Origin of the sequence: Stagnimonas aquatica, assembly GCF_003730135.1 — a bacterium.
GTDB classification, from domain to species: Bacteria; Pseudomonadota; Gammaproteobacteria; order Nevskiales; family Nevskiaceae; genus Stagnimonas; species Stagnimonas aquatica.
This window is the reverse complement of record NZ_RJVO01000001.1, coordinates 763,345-781,134: the sequence shown is the minus strand read 5'-3', so window position 1 is coordinate 781,134 and position 17,790 is coordinate 763,345. Positions and strand designations below refer to the sequence as shown.

The 17,790-nt window shown below is 69.1% G+C and carries 21 protein-coding genes and 1 riboswitch; of the genes, 13 read left to right on the top strand and 8 right to left on the bottom strand.

The annotated features are described in order from the left end of the window. Positions 1-35: 35 nt before the first annotated feature. The 7 genes from rfbB to ED208_RS03430 all read right to left on the bottom strand — a co-directional run bounded on the left by rfbB (position 36) and on the right by ED208_RS03430 (position 6,237). The gene (gene rfbB / locus ED208_RS03460; RefSeq protein ID WP_123210447.1) at positions 36-1,073 is read right to left on the bottom strand and encodes a dTDP-glucose 4,6-dehydratase; all 1,038 of its coding nucleotides are present in this window, start codon (positions 1,071-1,073) and stop codon (positions 36-38) included. Between the two features lie 20 nt (positions 1,074-1,093). Further along, on the bottom strand, positions 1,094-2,071 hold the full coding sequence (gene dmeF / locus ED208_RS03455; RefSeq protein ID WP_123210446.1) for a CDF family Co(II)/Ni(II) efflux transporter DmeF: 978 nt from the start codon (positions 2,069-2,071) through the stop codon (positions 1,094-1,096). 25 nt (positions 2,072-2,096) lie between these two features. Then, a complete protein-coding gene (locus tag ED208_RS03450; RefSeq protein ID WP_123210445.1) occupies positions 2,097-2,675 on the bottom strand; it encodes a TMEM165/GDT1 family protein in 579 nt (192 codons plus the stop codon). Between the two features lie 9 nt (positions 2,676-2,684). After that, positions 2,685-2,854: riboswitch (yybP-ykoY riboswitch) on the bottom strand. Positions 2,855-2,889: 35 nt separating this feature from the next. Continuing rightward, positions 2,890-3,399: a TPM domain-containing protein gene (locus tag ED208_RS03445; protein WP_199720489.1), complete on the bottom strand. Its 510-nt coding sequence runs from the start codon at positions 3,397-3,399 to the stop codon at positions 2,890-2,892. Position 3,400: 1 nt separating this feature from the next. Then, a complete protein-coding gene (locus tag ED208_RS03440) occupies positions 3,401-4,273 on the bottom strand; it encodes a TPM domain-containing protein (RefSeq protein ID WP_123210443.1) in 873 nt (290 codons plus the stop codon). Beyond that, complete coding sequence (locus tag ED208_RS03435; RefSeq protein WP_123210442.1) at positions 4,270-4,872, bottom strand: LemA family protein; 603 nt, start codon at positions 4,870-4,872, stop codon at positions 4,270-4,272. Before ED208_RS03435 ends, ED208_RS03440 begins: the two co-directional genes overlap by 4 nt. A gap of 378 nt (positions 4,873-5,250) precedes the next feature. Then, positions 5,251-6,237, bottom strand: coding sequence for a sensor domain-containing diguanylate cyclase (locus ED208_RS03430; protein ID WP_123210441.1), 987 nt, complete (start codon positions 6,235-6,237; stop codon positions 5,251-5,253). Between the two features lie 236 nt (positions 6,238-6,473). Here ED208_RS03430 and ED208_RS03425 point away from each other — a divergent pair, with 236 nt between their 5' ends. Then, positions 6,474-7,592, top strand: coding sequence for a fatty acid desaturase (locus ED208_RS03425; RefSeq protein WP_123210440.1), 1,119 nt, complete (start codon positions 6,474-6,476; stop codon positions 7,590-7,592). After that, a complete protein-coding gene (gene ubiM / locus ED208_RS03420; RefSeq protein ID WP_123210439.1) occupies positions 7,589-8,869 on the top strand; it encodes a 5-demethoxyubiquinol-8 5-hydroxylase UbiM in 1,281 nt (426 codons plus the stop codon). The genes ED208_RS03425 and ubiM overlap by 4 nt, the downstream gene beginning before the upstream one ends. 75 nt (positions 8,870-8,944) lie before the next feature. Here the strand turns inward: ubiM and trxC are convergent, their stop codons facing one another. Beyond that, positions 8,945-9,385: a thioredoxin TrxC gene (gene trxC / locus ED208_RS03415; protein WP_123210438.1), complete on the bottom strand. Its 441-nt coding sequence runs from the start codon at positions 9,383-9,385 to the stop codon at positions 8,945-8,947. Between the two features lie 145 nt (positions 9,386-9,530). Between trxC and ccoN the strand changes: the two genes are divergently transcribed. The 11 genes from ccoN (at position 9,531) to ED208_RS03365 (ending at position 17,787) form a co-directional block, all read left to right on the top strand. Further along, positions 9,531-10,979 carry a cytochrome-c oxidase, cbb3-type subunit I gene (gene ccoN / locus ED208_RS03410; protein WP_123210437.1) on the top strand — a complete coding sequence of 483 codons (1,449 nt, stop codon included), beginning with the start codon at positions 9,531-9,533 and terminating at the stop codon, positions 10,977-10,979. 3 nt (positions 10,980-10,982) lie between these two features. Continuing rightward, positions 10,983-11,702, top strand: a complete 720-nt coding sequence (gene ccoO / locus ED208_RS03405; protein WP_123210436.1) for a cytochrome-c oxidase, cbb3-type subunit II — start codon at positions 10,983-10,985, stop codon at positions 11,700-11,702. 19 nt (positions 11,703-11,721) lie between these two features. Continuing rightward, positions 11,722-11,898, top strand: coding sequence for a cbb3-type cytochrome oxidase subunit 3 (locus ED208_RS03400; protein WP_123210435.1), 177 nt, complete (start codon positions 11,722-11,724; stop codon positions 11,896-11,898). 1 nt (position 11,899) lies between these two features. Continuing rightward, positions 11,900-12,061 carry a hypothetical protein gene (locus ED208_RS17235; RefSeq protein WP_158608410.1) on the top strand — a complete coding sequence of 54 codons (162 nt, stop codon included), beginning with the start codon at positions 11,900-11,902 and terminating at the stop codon, positions 12,059-12,061. Further along, positions 12,058-12,939 carry a cytochrome-c oxidase, cbb3-type subunit III gene (gene ccoP, locus ED208_RS03395; protein WP_123210434.1) on the top strand — a complete coding sequence of 294 codons (882 nt, stop codon included), beginning with the start codon at positions 12,058-12,060 and terminating at the stop codon, positions 12,937-12,939. The genes ED208_RS17235 and ccoP overlap by 4 nt, the downstream gene beginning before the upstream one ends. Then, entirely contained in the window at positions 12,936-13,265 is a 330-nt protein-coding gene (locus ED208_RS03390; protein ID WP_123210433.1) for a hypothetical protein, read from the top strand. Before ccoP ends, ED208_RS03390 begins: the two co-directional genes overlap by 4 nt. Then, the gene (ccoG, locus tag ED208_RS03385) at positions 13,249-14,661 is read left to right on the top strand and encodes a cytochrome c oxidase accessory protein CcoG (protein WP_123210432.1); all 1,413 of its coding nucleotides are present in this window, start codon (positions 13,249-13,251) and stop codon (positions 14,659-14,661) included. The genes ED208_RS03390 and ccoG overlap by 17 nt, the downstream gene beginning before the upstream one ends. Next, positions 14,654-14,839, top strand: a complete 186-nt coding sequence (locus ED208_RS03380) for a hypothetical protein (protein ID WP_123210431.1) — start codon at positions 14,654-14,656, stop codon at positions 14,837-14,839. The genes ccoG and ED208_RS03380 overlap by 8 nt, the downstream gene beginning before the upstream one ends. Continuing rightward, positions 14,839-17,118 (top strand): heavy metal translocating P-type ATPase, encoded by a 2,280-nt coding sequence (locus ED208_RS03375; protein ID WP_123210430.1) that lies wholly within the window; start codon positions 14,839-14,841, stop codon positions 17,116-17,118. Before ED208_RS03380 ends, ED208_RS03375 begins: the two co-directional genes overlap by 1 nt. After that, entirely contained in the window at positions 17,097-17,237 is a 141-nt protein-coding gene (locus ED208_RS03370) for a cbb3-type cytochrome oxidase assembly protein (protein ID WP_123210429.1), read from the top strand. Before ED208_RS03375 ends, ED208_RS03370 begins: the two co-directional genes overlap by 22 nt. Positions 17,238-17,409: 172 nt before the next feature. Next, positions 17,410-17,787, top strand: coding sequence for a TraR/DksA family transcriptional regulator (locus ED208_RS03365; RefSeq protein WP_123210428.1), 378 nt, complete (start codon positions 17,410-17,412; stop codon positions 17,785-17,787). The last annotated feature ends 3 nt before the right edge of the window (positions 17,788-17,790 follow it).

The following is a 17,790-nucleotide window of genomic DNA, read 5'->3' as shown; positions in this document are numbered from 1 at the left end:
CGGTGCGCGGTCGTGCGGGGCGGACGCAGCGCGCGCTAGCGCCGACCGGTATCGCCTTGTCTTAGCGCCCGGCACCAGTCCAGGTGTTCGAGATACCAGTGCACGGTCTTGCGCAGGCCGGTCTCGAAACTTTCCTGCGGTCGCCAGCCCAGCTCGCGCTCGATCTTCGAGGCGTCGATGGCGTACCGACGGTCGTGTCCTGGGCGGTCTTCGACGAAGCGGATCAGCCGCTGGTAAGGCGCGCCGCTGGGGTCGGGACGCAGCTCGTCGAGCAGCGTGCAAAGCCGCTGCACCAGATCGAGGTTGCGCCACTCGTTGCCGCCGCCGATGTTGTAGCGGGCGCCATTCTCGGCGCGGCTGTACACCGTCCACAGTGCCCGCGCGTGATCCTCGACGTGCAGCCAGTCGCGGACATGGCCGCCATCGCCGTAGATCGGCAGGGGCTTGCCATCCAGGGCATTGAGCAGCATCAGCGGAATGAGTTTTTCCGGAAACTGGGAGGGGCCGTAGTTGTTCGAGCAATGGCTCATCACCACCGGCAGCCGGTAGGTGTGGTGCCAGGCGCGCACCAGATGGTCGGCGCCGGCCTTGCTGGCCGAGTACGGTGAGTTCGGCGCATAGGCGGTGGTCTCGCTGAAGCTGCCGCTCTCGTCCAGGCTGCCGTACACCTCGTCGGTGGAGACCTGATGGAAGCGGAAGCGCGCTCGGCGCTCGGCGTCCAGCCCCTGCCAGTAGGCCAGTGCCGCTTCCAGCAGCTGGTAGGTGCCCACCAGATTGGTCTGGATGAACGCGCCCGGGCCGCGAATGGAGCGGTCCACGTGCGACTCCGCCGCGAGATGGATCACCCCGTCCGGCCGCTGCTCGCGGAACACCCGCGCCAGCGCCGCGCCGTCGCGGATATCGACCTGCTCCAGCCGGTAGCGCGGGCTGTGCGCCACCGGCGCCAGCGCGTCGAGACTGGCGGCGTAGGTCAGGCAGTCGAGATTGATCACCGCATGCTCGGTCTCGCTGAGCAGCTGCCGGATCAAGGCGGAGCCGATGAATCCGGCGCCACCGGTGATGAGGATGTTCATGAGGCCATGCTAACGGCGATCTAGGTCCGGCCGCCGCCATCCGGGCAGTGGTGAATCTCGATGGTCGAATGCACGATCTCCTCGTGCACCGCCAGGCGCTGGCGGAGGTCTTCGGCGGTCAGCCCGGCGGCGTGGGTGACCACGGTGAGCGCGCAGGAATACACGCCCTTGCCGACCCGCCAGACATGCAGGTCGGTGACCTTGGTCTCCTCGCCTTCGGCGCCGGCTTCCACGACTTCGCGGATCTCCTCGACCACCGGATGATCCATCTCGCGGTCCAGCAGCACCTTGCCGGTCTCGGCGATCAGGCCCTTGGCCCAGACCGCGACCAGCACCGCGCCGACCACGCCCATCAGCGGGTCCAGCCAGGACCAGCCGTACAGCCAGCCGCCGATCAGCGCGACGATGGCGAGCACCGAGGTGGCGGCGTCGGCGATCACATGCAGGTAGGCGGACTTGAGGTTCAAGTCCTGATGGTGGTGATGACCCTGATGATGGTCGTGCCCGTGCCCGTGCCCATGATCGTGGCCGTGGCCGTGGTGATGGGCCTTGCCGAGGATCAGCGCGCAGACCAGGTTCACCACCAGGCCGAGCACGGCGACGACGATGGCTTCCCGGTAGTGGATGGGCTGCGGTGACCACAGCCGCTCGGCCGAGCCGAACAGCATCATCCCGGCGACCCCGAGCAGGAAGATCGCGCTGGCGAAGCCGCCGAGGATCTCGATCTTCCAGGTGCCAAAGGCAAAGCGCGGGTCGCTCGCATAGCGGCGCGCGCTGGCATAGGCCAGCGCACTGAGGCCGATAGCCACCGCGTGCGAGCTCATGTGCCAGCCATCGGCCAACAGCGCCATGGAGTTGAACCACCAGCCGGCCAGGATCTCCACCACCATGGTGACGGCGGTGATCCACATCACCGCTCGGGTGCCGCGCTCGGCGGCGGCATTACCTTCGTTGAACCGATGGTGGTGCTGCCAGGCCGGCAGATTGTCGCTGTGCATGAGCCGCTCCGCAGGGCTGTCGGGATCAGAAGCCGAGCTTAGCGCCGGCGCCGAGCAGGGTCGCTAGGCCGAGCGCGGCGAAGATCGCGGCGGCGATGCCGTGCACCAGCTTCATCGGAATCTTGTTGGCGAGCTTGTCGCCCGCGAACACCGCCGGCACGTCGGCGATCAGCATGCCCAGCGTGGTGCCGGCGACCACCATCAGCGGCGCGGCGTAGTGGGCGGCCATGGCGACGGTGGCGATCTGGGTCTTGTCGCCCATCTCGGCCAGGAAGAAGGTCACCAGGGTGGCGCCGAACACGCCCAGACGCTGCACGGTCTTGGTCTCTTCGTCCTCGATGGAGTCGGGGATCAGGGTCCACACCGCCATGCCCAGGAACGACAGGCCCAGCACCCAGCGCAGCACTTCCGGGCTCAAGCTGGCGGTGATCCAGGCGCCCAGCGCACCGGCCAGGCCGTGGTTGATGAGGGTCGCGACCAGGATGCCGGCGACGATCGGCAGCGGCTTCTTGAAGCGGGCGGCGAGCAGGAAGGCGAGCAACTGGGTCTTGTCGCCGATTTCCGCGAGGGCGACGACACCAGTGGAGACGAAGAAGGATTCCATGAGGGGTACCAGGGCCGGGCGGTGGACGAATGACCACGCCGCTACCCCGGCCATCGGAGGCGTCGTGGTCAAAGGTCTTGCCAGGCTGAAAGCGACTGTCTGCGCCATGGCCTGCGGGCCAAGTGTGTTGACGCAAACCTCTTCGGGTGGAAGAGCGGCTACTCCCCAATGACGGCGCGAAGTGTAGCTCAGGCCGGCGGCTTGGCGTAAGCCTTCAGCGCAGCAGTACCGGCGCGTCGGGCAGTTCGTTGCCGGCATCGGGGAAGGCCGGCGGGTAGCGCGACAGCACGTCGGCGACCGCCTCGATGCCGGCCACCGAGCCTTCGCGGAAGGCGCCGCTGCGGTAGTGGCTCTCCATCAAGCGGCAGACCGCCTCCCACTCCGCCACCGGCACCCGCTGGCTGGAGACGCCACGGTCGGCGACGATTTCCACCGCCTGGTCGGCGAGCAGTACGTAGATCAGCACGCCGTTGTTGTGGGCGGTATCCCACACGCCCAGCTCGGCGAAGGCGGCGAGCGCGCGCTGGCGCGGGCCCTGCTCCCGCCAGACCGCCGACAGCCGCAAGGCCGGCTCGACGGCAAAGCGGATCTCGCCGGCATGGCGGCTTTCGCAATCGCGGATCGCCGTCTCGATGGCCGCCAGGGTCGCCGGCGGAAAGCGGCGCCGCAGCGCCAGCTGGCCGGTGCAGGCATGGGTCCAGAGTCTCTGCAAGCTCGTGCTCATTTCACCAGCGTCCCGATGCACCGCCACCGCCAAAGCCACCGCCGCCGCCACTGAAGCCGCCGCCCCCGCCGCCAAAGCCGCCGCCACGACCACCGCCATAGCCGCCGTGGATGGGAACGCCGCCGAGCGCGCCGCTGTACAGCACCAGTGCCGCGATCATCGCGAACAGCGCGACGCCCAGGCCGACCAGGCCGGACCCGAGTATCAGAAACGCCGCGATGCCGGTGCCGCCGCCGACCAGCGCCGAGGCGGGGAAGCTGCCGATCAGCCGGCGCAGGCCCTGGCCGATGGCGTAGAGGACCATGAAGGGCAGCAGCAGCGAGCCGATCAGGCGATCCGCCTGGCTGCCGTTGCCGCCGCGCGCCGGCTTCGGCGCCGGCAGCGGCTCGCCGTCGATCACCTGGATCATCTGGCTGGTACCGGCGTCGATGCCGCCGTAGAAATCGCCCTGCTGGAAGTAGGGGGTGATGGTCTCGGCGACGATGCGCTTGGCGATGGCGTCGGGCAGCGCGCCTTCCAGGCCGTAGCCAACCTCGATGCGCAGCGTCCGGTCGTTCTTGGCGATCAGCAGCAGTGCGCCGTCGTCAACGCCCTTGCGGCCGAGCTTCCACTTTTCGGCGACGCGCAGGGAATACTGCTCGATGGTCTCGGGCGCGGTACTGGTCACGATCAGCACCGCGATCTGGCTGCCCTTGGACTGCTCGAAGGCGGCGAGCTTCTGCTCCAGCGCGCCGCGCTGGGTGGCGTCGAGCGTTCCCGTCTGGTCGGTGACGCGCGCCGGCAGTTCGGGCACCGGCAGCTCGGCATGAGCCAGCGCGCCTACCAGCAGCCCGAGGGCCGCGAGCGCGCCCAGGCGCAGACGGCGCAGGTTCATTTTTGCGGCGGCGCGGAGAAGTCCACCGTCGGCGGCCGGGCGATGGCCTTTTCGTCTTCCACGGTGAAGCTGGGCTTCACCTGCATGCCGAACATGCCGGCGAACAGGTTGTTGGGGAAGCTGCGCACGGTGGTGTTGTATTCCTGCACCGCCGCGATGTAGCGGTTGCGCGCCACGGTGATGCGGTTCTCGGTGCCTTCCAATTGCGCCTGCAAGTCGCGGAACAGGCCGTCGGACTTCAGCTGCGGATAGTTCTCGGTGACCACCAGCAGCCGCGACAGCGCGCTCGACAACTCGCCCTGCGCTTCGCCGAACTTCTTCAGGGCCTGCGCGTCGTTGACCATCTCCGGGCTGACGTTGAGGCTGCCGACCTTGGCGCGCGCCTCGGTCACGCCCAGCAGCACGGTCTGCTCCTGCTGCGCATAGCCCTTCACGGTATTGACCAGATTGGGCACCAGGTCGGCGCGCCGCTGGTACTGGTTGAGCACCTCGGCCCAGGTCGCTTTCACGGCCTCGTCCTGGCGTTGCATGGTGTTGTAGCCGCAGCCACTCAACAGGGCGGCGCCACATAGCGCCAGGATCCGCAGCAAGTTGTTCATAAGGGGCACCGTGACTGTTGGGGGGCTTGCGCAGTCAATATCGGGTACAAGCCCCCCGCACTCAAGAGCCCCGACTCCAGGGCCTGTCACCCATTAGAACGTCGCTGCGGCGGAAGGCGGTTTTGGGGCAGTGCAAGGAAGCCAGTGTGCGCAATAGTGGCTCTATTGAAACACTGGCTGACGTAGCAATGCCCCAAAACCGTCCCGCCCCGAAGGGTTGCTGGCCAAAAGCGCGTCATGCGGCGTTGCCAGCCTAGCGAAGGCAACCAGCCTTCGCGTCGGCAGGCGCCTTGCCTGACACGCTTTTGGCCGGCAACGCAGCGACGTTCTAATGGGTGACAGGCCCTAGGCGCCGGACGCCCTGGCCGGCACCAGGGCTCAGCGCGCCGCCTTGCGGGCTTTCTTCTGGGCGTACATCGCCGTGTCGGCGCGGGCCAGCAGGGCTTCCGCGTCGGTATCGCCGGGCGCTGAACTCACCAGCCCGACGCTGGCGCCGGGGTAGTCGATCACCACGCCGTGGCTGATGTACTGGCCGACGGTGATCTTCTCCAGGCGGTCACGCAGGGCCTGGCCGTCGCCGTGGCTGGTGACGATCACGAACTCGTCGCCGCCGTAGCGGGCCAGCAGATCGCCCGTCCGTGTGCCCGCACTCAGTCGGGAGGCGATGTAGACCAGGAAACGATCGCCGGACTCGTGGCCGTACTGGTCGTTGATGGCCTTGAAGCCGTCGAGGTCCACGAAAGCGACTTCCACCATGCTGCCCTCGCGGTTCGCCTGGGCGAGCCGGCGCCGCAACTCCAGGATCAGGGCGCGGCGGTTGGCGACCCCGGTGAGCGGGTCGGTGAGCGCGTGCGAGGACAGCTCGGCATTGGTGCTGCGCAAGGCGTGCAGCAGGTGCTCGCGTTCGACCTGGTGGGCGATCAGCCGGGCGAACAGGCCGAGCACCTTGGTGGTGCTGGCGGCGGTCGAGACCCGCTGCGAACTGGCGGCGCACAGGGTGCCGTAGAGACCGCCGTTGATGCCGCGCACCGGCTGGCTCATGTAGGTCTTGATGCCCAGCTGCCGGGCGGCTTCGGAGTCGCCCCAGCAGCCGGAGACATCGTCGGTGAACATCTGCTCGGACTCCAGGGCGCGTTTGCACAGGGTGTCTTCCCAGGGCACCGACAGGCCTTCGGGAATCTGCAGCCCGCTGGAATTGCGCGCGTACTGCACATGCTGCACGCCGCGCTCTTCGTCGATCTGGGTCAGGTAGGTGGATTCCAGTCCGGTGACCAGTTCCAGCAGTTCCAGCAGGGGGCGGGTGAGGCCTTCAAGATCCTCCGCGTTGGAAACGGAGTTGGCCAAGCGATCAAGCAGGATTTCCATGAGAAGCGGTAACGGGGGGAGGCAGGAGCGGGAGCGACAAGTCGACTTCGCATGCAATTGTGCCGCCATCGAAGCCCCGGCATCCGTGGTCGGCGCGACCGATGGTGCCTGCAAGACCGCCTTGCGGTCGCCTCGGCGGTGGCCGGAGCGTCGGAAATTGATCTGGGTCAACTCGGTGCCGGATGCCCGGCCTCAGGATTTCGACGCCGCCGTTTCTCCGGTCCAGGTCTCGCCCCATGTCAGTCGCTCCGTTGGCACCCACGGCGCCGTTCGCCGTCCCGCACCGCAAGGTGCTGCGCAGCTGGCTGCTGCCGGTGTCGGCGCGCAGCACCTGGCGGGCGCTGCCCCTGGTGCTGCTCGACTACAGTCTGTTCGCGGCGGCGCTGGCAGCGGTGATCTGGCTGCCGTCCTGGCCGCTCAAGCTGCTGTTCGGGGTGATCGCCGGTCTGGTGATCGGCCGCCTGTTCATCCTCGGCCACGACGCCTGCCACCAGAGCTTCACCCCCAACCGCCGCCTCAACCGCTGGCTGGGGCGGCTGCTGTTCCTGCCCTCGCTGACGCCCTACAGCCTCTGGGATGTCGGCCACAACGTCGTCCACCACGGCTACACCAATCTGCGCGGCTTCGACATGGTCTGGGAGCCGCTCACACCCGAGCAGTACCGGGCGCTGCCGCGCTGGCGGCAGGCGCTGGAGCGGGTCTACCGCAGCGGCTGGGGCCCGGGCCTGTACTACCTGATCGAGATCTGGTGGCGGCGCATGTACTTCCCCAGCCGTCGCGAAATGCCCAGCCGCCGCGCAGTGTTCGTCTGGGACGGCCTCTTGGTGAGCGCCTTCGCGCTGCTGTGGATGGCCGGCCTGGTCTGGGCGGCGCGCGCCAGCGGACAGTCGCCAGCGCTGTTGCTGACCACCGGTTTCGCGCTGCCCTGGCTGGTGTGGAACGCGCTGATCGGCTTCGTCATCTACGTGCACCACACGCACCCCGAGATCGCCTGGCATGCCGACAAGGCCGAGTGGTCGGCGGCGCAGCCTTTCGTCACCACCACCGTGCATCTGCGGCTGCGGCCCTGGCGGGGTGTGGATCTGGGCGGCCTGCTGCACCACATCTTCGAGCACACCGCCCATCACGTGGACATGAGCATTCCGCTCTACCGGCTCAAGGCCGCGCAACGGATTCTGGAACAGCGCCTGCCCGGCAGCATCGTGATCCAGGACTTCTCCTGGCGCTGGTACTTCGAGACCGCGCGGCTGTGCAAGCTCTACGACGACCAGCGCGGCTGCTGGACCGATTTCGCCGGCGCGCGCACCGCGCTGCCGGGCCAGTTGCAACGCCAAGCCGGAGTCCCCAAGCCATGAGCCTCGACGAACACCGCCGACCCACCAGCGCCGCAGCGGCGGATGGCGCCCCGGCCTCCGCGCCCGACGACGCCGAAGTGCTGATCGTCGGGGCTGGCCCGGCCGGGCTGAGCCTGGCCTGTGCACTCGCGCAGCAGGGCCTGCGGGTCAAGCTGCTGGAGCGCCAGCCGCGCGCAGCGCTCGCCGAGGCGGCGCCGGACGGACGCGAGATCGCGCTCACCCATCGCGGCGTGGACATCCTCGAACGGCTCGGCATCTGGGCGCGGATTCCACGCGACGAGGTGTCCACCATCCGCGAGGCGCGGGTGCTCAACGGCGCGTCGCCACGCGCGCTGCACTTCGACAGCCGCGAGGCCGGCACCGGCGGTCTCGGCTTTCTGGTTCCCAACCATGTGATCCGTCGTGCCGCCTACGCCACCGCCGTGGCGCAGGCCGGCGTCGAGATTCTCGACGGCGTGCAGCCGCGCAAGCTGGTGGTGGACGAAGAGGCGGCCCAGGTGGAACTCGCCGACGGCCGCCAACTGCGCGCGCGACTGCTGGTGGCCGCCGACAGCCGCCTCTCCGACAGCCGCCGGCAACTGGGCATCGGCGCCGACCTGCGGGACTTCGGCCGCGACGTGATCGTCTGCCATCTCGGCCACGCCCTGCCGCACCAGGGCATCGCCTATGAATGCTTCGGCCACGGTCGCACGCTGGCCATGCTGCCGCTCACCGGCAACCGGGTGTCGGCGGTGCTCACCGCGCCCAGCGAAGAGGCCGAGCGCCTGCGCCGCTTGCCGCCGGCGGAGTACGCCCGCCTGCTCAGCGAACAGTTCGGCGGCCGCCTCGGCGCGATGCAACTGCTGGGCGAGCGCCACAGCTATCCGCTGGTGGCGGTCTATGCCCAGCAGTTCGTCGGCCAGCGCTGCGCCCTGATCGGCGACGCGGCGGTGGGCATGCACCCGGTGACCGCGCACGGTTTCAACCTCGGGCTGTACGGCGTCGATGCCCTGAGCCGCGCCCTGGCGTCGGCGCACCGCGAGGGCCTTGATCTGGGAGCGGGCCGGGTGTTGGCGCGCTACCAGTCCGAGCACCGCCGTGCCACCGCCGCGCTCTATCACGGCACCAACCTGCTGGTCGGCCTCTACACCGACGAGCGGCCGCCCGCGCGCTTCGCCCGCGAGGCCCTGCTGGGAGTCGCCAATCGTCTGCCGCCGCTGAAGAGCGCCATCACCCGGCAACTGACCGGCCGTGGGCAGGAGCTGTCCTGGGCGCCCGGTCGCCGCCTGTCGAAGTAGCCGCCGCTGGTTGGCCGCAGTCAGTCGGTCTGGTCGTGCCGGCGGCTCGCAGTTGCGCCAGCGGCCTTCAGCGGCTCAGCGGCTGGCCTGTCGCAGCCAGGCCAGCAGCTGCGGCAGCGGCATGGCGCCGGCCTGACGCGCCACCTCGCGGCCACCCTTGAACACCGCCAGGGTGGGAATGCTGCGGATGTTGTATTGCGCTGCCAGCGCCGGCTCAGCCTCGGTGTTGACCTTGACCAGCCGCAGGCCCGGTTCGAGTTGCGCGGCCGCCGCCTCGTAGGCCGGCGCCATCGCCCGGCAGGGCCCGCACCAGGGCGCCCAGAAGTCCACCACCACCGGCAGATCGTTGCGCTCGATGTGGCGCGCGAAGCTCTGCTGGTTCAGTTCCAGCGGATGGCCGGTGAACAGCGGCCGGTGGCACTGCCCGCAGGCCGGGTGCTCCGCGAGCCGCAGGCTGGGCAGGCGGTTGACCGCCTGGCAATGCGGGCAGACGAGGTGGGTGCTGGGACTGGTCATGGCGCTGAACTCCGCGTGACGGCGAGCAATGGTCTGCGCCGATATATCGGGTCGCAATTGACGCAAGTCAATGCTCCCCGGAGGCCCGCTCACAACAATGCCGCGACGTACCGAGTAGGCCCGCATTTTTTCGGAGAAGAAACCGATGAGTTCCCCAACGACAACGTCGGTCGTGAATTACCACGACAGTGTGGTCCGCCAGTTCAGCATCATGACCGTGGTCTGGGGGATCGTCGGCATGACCGTCGGCGTTCTCCTGGCTGCGCAGTTGATGTGGCCGGCGCTCAACTTCGACACCCCCTGGCTCACCTATAGCCGCCTGCGGCCACTGCATACCAATGCGGTGATCTTCGCGTTTGGCGGTTGCGCGCTGTTCGCCACCAGCTACTGGGTGGTGCAGCGCACCTGCCGCACCGGCCTGTTCCTGCCGAAGCTGGCAACCTTCACCTTCTGGGGCTGGCAGACGGTGATCCTCGCCGCCGCCATCACCCTGCCGCTGGGCATCACCCAGGGCAAGGAATACGCCGAGCTGGAATGGCCCATCGACCTCTTGATCGCGGTGGTCTGGGTCGCCTACGCGGTGGTGTTCTTCGGCACCATCGCCAAGCGCACGGTCAGCCACATCTACGTGGCCAACTGGTTCTACGGCAGCTTCATCATCGCGGTGGCGGTGCTGCACATCGTCAACAGCGCGGCGATCCCGATCTCGCTCACCAAGTCCTACAGCGCCTACTCCGGTGCGGTGGATGCGATGGTGCAGTGGTGGTACGGCCACAACGCGGTGGGCTTCTTCCTCACCGCCGGCTTCCTGGGGATGATGTACTACTTCGTGCCCAAGCAGGCCGGCCGGCCGATCTACAGCTACCGGCTCTCCATCGTCCACTTCTGGGCGCTGATCAGCGTCTACATGTGGGCCGGCCCGCACCATCTGCACTACACCGCGCTGCCGGACTGGGTGCAGAGCCTGGGCATGGTGTTCTCGCTGATCCTGCTGGCGCCGTCCTGGGGCGGCATGATCAACGGCATCATGACCCTCTCGGGCGCCTGGCATAAGCTGCGCGACGACCCGATCCTGAAGTTCCTGATCGTCTCGCTGAGCTTCTACGGCATGTCGACCTTCGAAGGTCCGATGATGTCGATCAAGACCGTCAACGCGCTCAGCCACTACACCGACTGGACCATCGGCCATGTGCACTCCGGCGCGCTGGGCTGGGTGGCGATGATCTCCATCGGCTCGATCTACATGCTGATCCCGCGCCTGTTCGGCAAGCCGAAGATGTACTCGGTGCCGGCGATCAACCTGCACTTCTGGCTGTCCACCATCGGCACGGTGCTCTACATCACCGCCATGTGGATCGCCGGTGTCATGCAGGGCCTGATGTGGCGCGCGGTATCCGACGACGGCACCTTGACCTACAGCTTCGTCGAGGCGCTCAAGGCCACGCATCCCTTCTACGGCCTGCGTCTGCTGGGTGGCCTGGTGTTCCTCTCCGGCATGTTCGTGATGGCCTGGAACGTCTGGAAGACCGTGCAGCCCGAGCCCGGCGCCCAGCGCGCCGGCAACCCTTCCACCGGTTCCCTCCAGGAGGCCTAAGCCATGAGTGGCCCACTGCACGACAAGATTGAACGCAACATCGGCCTCATGGGCATCCTGATCGCGGTCGCGATCAGCTTCGGTGGCCTGGTCGAGATCCTGCCGCTGATGCACCAGAGCAGCACCACCCAGCCGGCGCCGGGGCTCAAGATCCGCACGCCGCTGGAAGTCGCCGGCCGCGATGTCTACCTGCGCGAGGGCTGCTACAACTGCCACTCGCAGATGGTCCGCTCGCTGCACGAGGAGGTGATGCGCTACGGCCCCGCCTCCACCGCCGGCGAGTCGGTGTGGGATCACCCCTTCCAGTGGGGTTCCAAGCGCACCGGCCCGGACCTCGCCCGGGTCGGCGGCCGCTACAGCGACGACTGGCACCGCATCCACCTGAAGAACCCGCGCGACGTGGTGCCGGAATCCAACATGCCGGGCTACCCCTGGCTGGCGGCGACGCCGCTGAAGGCCGAGGACGTGGTCGCCGAGATGCGGGCACTGTCGCGGGTCGGCGTGCCGTTCACCGAGCAGGACATCGCCGCTGCTCCGGCGGCGGTGCAGGGCTACACCGAGATGGATGCCCTGATCGCCTTCCTGCAATCGCTGAAGGTGCCGAAGCCGGAGGTGCCAGCGGTGGTCCCGCCGCCCGCGCCCGAGGCCACCGCGCCCGCCGAGCAGCCCGCCGAGGGCGAGCCCGCGCCGGCCGCCGCCGAAACGGCGGCGCCGGCCCAGTAACCGATTAAGGAGAACAGCCATGATCAGCGGCATCGTCACCGCCTTACTGCTGGCGTCTTTCGTCGCCATCACCGTCTGGGCCTACTCCGCGCGTAACCGCACGCGCTTCGAGGACGCCTCCCGTCTGCCCCTGAGCGACGACCCCGCGCCGGCGGCCTGCCAGCACGGCGGCTGCGGTTGCTCCAAGGAGAACTGAAATGGACATGGTTCTGACCTACTGGCACTGGTTCATCGGTGCCTTGTTGTTGTCCCTGGCCCTCGGCGTGAGCTGGCTCGCGCTGAGCGGCCATCCGCACCGTCCCCGGCTCGCCCATCGCGGCCCGGCGGCGGTGCGCAAGTCGGGAGGGGCGCGGTCATGAACGCTCCCTGGCACTGGTTCATCGCCGTCATCGCCGTCGCCTCCATCATCGGCTGCCTCTGGCTGCTGTTCAGCAACGCCCGGGGAGCGCCGGGGGAAAGCACCACCGGCCATGTCTGGGACGACGACCTGCGCGAGTACAACAATCCGCTGCCGCGCTGGTGGCTGAACATGTTCATCCTCACCGTGGTGTTCGGCGTCGGCTATCTCGTCTACTACCCGGGCCTGGGTGCCTTCACCGGCAAGAGCGGCTGGACCCAGGAGAAGCAGCTCGCCGAACGCATGGCCGTGGTCAAGGCCAAGCGCCAGGCGGTGTACGCCACCTTGGGCGACCGTGATGTCGCCGCCCTGGCCAAGGATCCGGCGGCACTGTCGCTGGGCCGCGAGGTGTTCCTGAACAACTGCGCCGGCTGCCACGGCGCCGATGCCCACGGCGCGCGCGGCTTTCCCAACCTGGCGGACAAGGACTGGCTCTACGGCGGCACGCCGGAGGCCATCGTTGCCTCCATCAGCAATGGTCGCCAGGGCCAGATGCCGTTCTTCAACGCCACGCTCGACCCCAAGGTCGCCGACGATCTGATCGACACCGTAAAGCACTGGTCCGATCCGAAGTTCAGCCCGGAGCGGCGCGAGAACGCGATGAAGACCTTCGCCATCACCTGCGCGGCCTGTCACGGCGCCGACGGCAAGGGCAATCCCTACATCGGTGCGCCCAACCTCACCGACAACATCTGGTTGCATGGCGGTAGCCGCGAGAAGATCCGCGAGACCATCCTGTTCGGCCGCAAGAGCAGCATGCCGGCGCACAAGGACATCCTCAGCGCCGACGATATCCGGGTCGTCTCCAGCTACGTCTACAGCCTCTCGCAAAACCCATGAGCGACGATCACACCAGCGAGGAAATCCAGGCCGAGGCCCTGCTTCGGCAGGCTGCGGCCAAGGGCCTGGGCTCCCGTCCGGGAGCCCGGCTGGTGGCGATCACGCTCTGGGCCAGTTTTCTCGGAGCCATTCCCATGCTGTTGACCTGGCTGCTGCTGCTGCCAGAGGAGTATGCGGCGACGCTCGGCCTGGCCGAGCTGTCGTTCGGATTCTTCATGTGCTGGCTGGCCGCCGCTGCGCCAGCCGCCATCGCGGCGCTGCTGACCCAGGCCGGTTCGCCGGCAGTGCCGCTGCCGCCGGAGGCGCCGAATGAGCACCTCCACTAAGCCGCCGGCCACCGAAAAGCCGGGGCTGCTCTACGAGTCGTCGGCGAAGATCCAGTCGCGCCGCGCCCAGGGCCGCTATGCCCGGCTGCGGGTGCTGGCGATGCTGCTGCTGCTCGGCTTCTATTACCTCGCGCCCTGGATCCAGATCGGCGACACGCCCCTGGTCTGGTTGGACCTGCCGCACCGTCGCTTCCACGTCTTCACGCTGACGCTGGCGCCGCAGGACCTCATCTTTCTCACCTGGCTGCTGCTGATCGCGGCGCTGACGCTGTTCTTCTTCACCACCCTGGGCGGGCGGCTGTGGTGCGGCTATGCCTGCCCGCAGACGGTGTGGACCGAGGCCTTCATCTGGATGGAGCACCTCGCCGAGGGCGACCGCTACGCGCGCATCAAGCTCGACCGCGCGCCCTGGGGCGCCGAGAAGATCCTGCGCCGGGGCGCCAAGCACCTGCTGTGGGCCGGCTTCGCGCTGTTCACCGGGCTGAGCTTCGTCGCCTACTTCGTGCCGGCGCGCGAGCTGTTCCCCGAGTTCTTCGCGCTGCAACTGAGCGGCTGGCCGCTGTTCTGGACCCTGTTCTACGGCTTTGCCACCTGGGGCAACGCCGGGGTGATGCGCGAGCAGGTGTGCAAGTACATGTGCCCCTACGCGCGCTTCCAGAGCGCGATGTTCGACAAGGACACCCTGGTCATCTCCTACGACCAGAAGCGTGGCGAGCCGCGCAAGTCGGTGGCCAAGCTCGGCGGCCTGCCGGCCGGCGACTGCGTGGACTGCTCGCTGTGCGTGCAGGTCTGCCCCACCGGCATCGACATCCGCAAGGGTCTGCAATACGAGTGCATCGCCTGCGCGGCCTGCGTGGACGCCTGCAACAGCGTGATGGACTCGGTGCACAAGCCGCGCGGCCTGATCCGCTATACCAGCGCCCACGAGGAGGCCGGGCAGAAGTTCCGCCTGCTGCGTCCACGGGTGATCGGCTACGGCCTGATCTGGGCCGCGCTCTGCGTCGGCTTCGTGGTGGCGATCCTGCTGCGCACGCCGGTGCAGTTCGACGTGATCCGCGACCGCCACTCGCTGTACCGCGAGCTGGACGACGGCGCCATCGAGAACCTCTACACCCTGAAGGTGAGCAACGAGACTTCCGCCGCGCACCGCTTCAAGCTCTCGGTCAGCTCGCCGGATGGCCGCCGTTTCCTGGCGGTGCCGGACAGCCTGCTGGTTGGTCGCGGCGAGGCCCAGGCGCTGACGGTGAGCGTGCGCAGCCAGGCATCCGATGACGAACACGAAGAGGAGGGTCTGCATGGCATCCACAGCCTCAAGTTCAGCCTGGTCGCCGAGGACGATCCCAAGCTCCAGCGCGAGCGCAGCGCCAGTTTCATCGCCGGAGAAGCGCATGACTGAGCCCACGCAAACCCCGCCCGACCGCCGCCGCAAGCCGCGCCTGCCGCTGGCCGAACTGCTGCTGATCTTCGGCCTGCCGGCGGCGGTGCTGGCGGCCGGCGTGCTGACCATCCTCACCGCGTCCCGGCAGGGCTTCACGCCCATCGCCGAAACCAGCGTCGCGCCCAAGGGCCACTGATGGACCCGCGCTGGCAGACCTACGACCGGCCGGAGTTGCTGGAGGCGGTCAGCACGCCGCTGGCCGGCGGCCGCCGCGAGGTGCTGCTGGCGGTGGATGGCGTGCACTGTGGCGCCTGCGTGCGCGGTGTCGAGCGCGCGCTCGCCGGCGTCGCCAGCGACGTGCGGGTGAACCTCGCCAGCCGCACCGTCGAGTTCGTGTTCGCGCCACAGGCCGTGCCGCTGTCGGAAGCCATCGAGCGCCTGGACCGCGCCGGCTACCGGCCGCAGGTGCTGGCGCAGGATCAGGCCGTGCAGGCCGGCCAGCGCGAGCGCCGCGCCGCGCTGGCGCGCGTGGGCGTGGCGGTGATCTGCGCCATGCAGGTGATGATGCTGGCCTGGCCGGAATACTTCGACGTGATCGACCCCGGCGTCTCGCAGTTGCTGCGCTGGACGCAGTGGCTGCTGGCGACGCCGGCGGTGTTCTACAGCGGCTGGCCGTTTCTGGCCGCCGCCTGGCGCTCCTTGCGCGACCGCAGCCTGGGCATGGATGTGCCGGTGGCGGCGTCCATCCTCATCGCCTACTTCGCCAGCGCCTGGCGGGTGATGGCCGGCGAGGGCGCGCTCTACTTCGACGCCGCCACCATGTTCGTGATGCTGCTCGGCACCGGCCGCTATCTGGAAGGCCGCAGCCGCGCGCTCGCCGGCGAGCGCCTGCGTCTGCTCGCCGGCCGCCGCGCGCTCACCGCCGTCCGCATCGAAGACGGCGAGCCGCGCAACGTGCCGCTGATCGCCCTGCAAGCCGGCGACGTGGTGCGCGTCGCGCCCGGCGAAGCGCTGCCCGCCGACGGCCAGTTGCTGGATGCCGCCGCCGATCTCGACGAGGCCCTGCTCAGCGGCGAGTCGCATCCGGTGCGGCATCTGCGCGATGCGCGCCTGCTGGCCGGCAGCCTCAACGTCGGCGCCCGCGCCATCGACCTGAAGGTGAGCAACGCCGGCAACGCCACCCGGCTGGCGGCGATCACCCGGCTGTTGCAGGAAGCGCAGCGCGACAAGCCGCCGGCGCAACTGCTGGCGGACCGCATCGCCGGCCGCTTCGTGCTGGCGGTGCTGCTGCTGGCCCTGGCCGCCACCGCCTGGTGGTGGCCGCGCGACCCCGAGCAGGCGCTCAACGTGCTGCTGGCGGTGCTGGTGGTGAGCTGCCCCTGCGCGCTGTCGCTGGCGATGCCGGCGGTGTACGCCGCCGCCAGCAGCCGGCTCGCCGCGGCCGGCGTGCTGCTGGCGCACCCTTCCGCACTGGCGCGCCTGCCGCACCTGAGCCACGCGCTGTTCGACAAGACCGGCACCCTCACCGAGGCCAGCCTGCGCCTGGTGGCGGTGCGGCCGCTGGCGGAGCTGGGTGATGCCGAGGCGCTGGCCATCGCCGCCGCGCTGGAGCAGCCGCTACAGCACCCGATTGCCCGCGCCCTGGTGGCGGCCGCCGGCCGGGTGGCGCCCGCCACCGAGGTGGAGCTGGACCCGCAGGGCGGTGTGCTCGGCAAGGTGGCGGGACAAGGCTACTGGCTGGGCGCGCCTGAGCGCCTGGGCCTGGTTGCTGAGGGCCAGCCCGCATCCGCCGACGCGGCGAATACCTGGGTGGCGCTGGCGCGCGAAGGCCGGGCGCTGGCGCTGTTCGGCCTGGCGGCACAGCCACGTCCGGATGCCGCCGCCGCCCTCGCCGCACTGCGGCAGGAGGGCGTGAGCCTGCAACTCGCCAGCGGCGACAGCGAGGCAGCAGTACGCCAGCTCGCGCGGCAACTGGGCATCGCCGAGGCGCAATGGCGCCAGACCCCGGAGCAGAAGCTCACCAGCCTGCGCGCCCTGCAACAGCAAGGAGCAGTGGTGATGGCGGTGGGCGACGGCATCAACGACGCGCCGCTGCTGGCCGCCGCCGACATCGGCATTGCCATGCCCGGCGGCGCCGCACTGGCGCAGGCGCGCGCCGACGTGATCCTCACCGGCGACAGCCTCGCCGGCCTGCGGCTGCTGCGGCAGGTGGCCGCGCAGGCGGCGCGGCGCGTGCGCGAGAACCTGGGCTGGGCCCTGGGCTACAACCTGGTGATGCTGCCGCTGGCGTTCTCCGGCGCGCTCACGCCCTGGCTGGCGGCGCTGGGCATGTCGATCTCTTCCCTGCTGGTGGTTGCCAACGCCCTGCGCGTCGCACCGCCAGCGCCTCAGAAAACATCCGGGCGCTCCCCGCCCACCAACGAGGCGGCCGTTCCCGCGACCGGCATCGCATCATGCAAATCCTCTACCTGCTGATCCCCCTGGGTGTCGCCGTGGTCGCCTTCGCCGGCGCCCTGCTGGTGTGGGCGCTGTACAGCGGCCAGTACGACTCGCTCGACCAAGTCGGCAGCCGCATGCCCGACGACGAGCCTTAGCGCGACCAAGCGACTACGCGGTACTCCTTCCCCCGCTTGCGGGGGAAGGCCGGGATGGGGGCGTTCACCCACCGTGGGCACGCCTCCGTCCGCCCAGATTGATCTGCGTCAACGCGGCCTTGCGCCCACTCGCCGAGCATCCTCCCAGCCTCAAAAACGCAAGGAGTTCGCGATGACCCCCAGCCCGGCGACCGCCGCCCAGAATCTTCCCAAGGCCCGCACCGTGCTGCGCGGCCGGCGTGCCGAACTGGCCGAGCGCCTGGTGCGCATCCAGCGCGACCGCCAGCGCCAGGAGCAGCCGCTGTCCGCCGACTTCAGCGAGCAGGCCACCGAGCGCGAGAACGACGAGGTGCTCGACCGCCTGGCCGAAGCCACCGCCGCCGAACTGCGGCAGGTGAGCCATGCCATCGAAAAGCTCGATGCCGGCCTCTACGGCCTCTGCGAAATCTGCGGCGAGGAGATCGCGGGCGCGCGCCTAGCCGCGCTGCCCGACGCCACCACCTGCCAGGACTGCGCCAGCGACCGCAAGCCCGGTAACGGCCGGTCCTAGAGA

Coding starts and splice junctions, on each gene's coding strand:
- rfbB (WP_123210447.1), bottom strand. CDS start 1,073: ATGAACATCCTCATCACCGGTGGCGCCGGATTCATCGGCTCCGCCTTG.
- dmeF (WP_123210446.1), bottom strand. CDS start 2,071: ATGCACAGCGACAATCTGCCGGCCTGGCAGCACCACCATCGGTTCAAC.
- ED208_RS03450 (WP_123210445.1), bottom strand. CDS start 2,675: ATGGAATCCTTCTTCGTCTCCACTGGTGTCGTCGCCCTCGCGGAAATC.
- ED208_RS03445 (WP_199720489.1), bottom strand. CDS start 3,399: ATGAGCACGAGCTTGCAGAGACTCTGGACCCATGCCTGCACCGGCCAG.
- ED208_RS03440 (WP_123210443.1), bottom strand. CDS start 4,273: ATGAACCTGCGCCGTCTGCGCCTGGGCGCGCTCGCGGCCCTCGGGCTG.
- ED208_RS03435 (WP_123210442.1), bottom strand. CDS start 4,872: ATGAACAACTTGCTGCGGATCCTGGCGCTATGTGGCGCCGCCCTGTTG.
- ED208_RS03430 (WP_123210441.1), bottom strand. CDS start 6,237: ATGGAAATCCTGCTTGATCGCTTGGCCAACTCCGTTTCCAACGCGGAG.
- ED208_RS03425 (WP_123210440.1), top strand. CDS start 6,474: ATGTCAGTCGCTCCGTTGGCACCCACGGCGCCGTTCGCCGTCCCGCAC.
- ubiM (WP_123210439.1), top strand. CDS start 7,589: ATGAGCCTCGACGAACACCGCCGACCCACCAGCGCCGCAGCGGCGGAT.
- trxC (WP_123210438.1), bottom strand. CDS start 9,385: ATGACCAGTCCCAGCACCCACCTCGTCTGCCCGCATTGCCAGGCGGTC.
- ccoN (WP_123210437.1), top strand. CDS start 9,531: ATGAGTTCCCCAACGACAACGTCGGTCGTGAATTACCACGACAGTGTG.
- ccoO (WP_123210436.1), top strand. CDS start 10,983: ATGAGTGGCCCACTGCACGACAAGATTGAACGCAACATCGGCCTCATG.
- ED208_RS03400 (WP_123210435.1), top strand. CDS start 11,722: ATGATCAGCGGCATCGTCACCGCCTTACTGCTGGCGTCTTTCGTCGCC.
- ED208_RS17235 (WP_158608410.1), top strand. CDS start 11,900: ATGGACATGGTTCTGACCTACTGGCACTGGTTCATCGGTGCCTTGTTG.
- ccoP (WP_123210434.1), top strand. CDS start 12,058: ATGAACGCTCCCTGGCACTGGTTCATCGCCGTCATCGCCGTCGCCTCC.
- ED208_RS03390 (WP_123210433.1), top strand. CDS start 12,936: ATGAGCGACGATCACACCAGCGAGGAAATCCAGGCCGAGGCCCTGCTT.
- ccoG (WP_123210432.1), top strand. CDS start 13,249: ATGAGCACCTCCACTAAGCCGCCGGCCACCGAAAAGCCGGGGCTGCTC.
- ED208_RS03380 (WP_123210431.1), top strand. CDS start 14,654: ATGACTGAGCCCACGCAAACCCCGCCCGACCGCCGCCGCAAGCCGCGC.
- ED208_RS03375 (WP_123210430.1), top strand. CDS start 14,839: ATGGACCCGCGCTGGCAGACCTACGACCGGCCGGAGTTGCTGGAGGCG.
- ED208_RS03370 (WP_123210429.1), top strand. CDS start 17,097: ATGCAAATCCTCTACCTGCTGATCCCCCTGGGTGTCGCCGTGGTCGCC.
- ED208_RS03365 (WP_123210428.1), top strand. CDS start 17,410: ATGACCCCCAGCCCGGCGACCGCCGCCCAGAATCTTCCCAAGGCCCGC.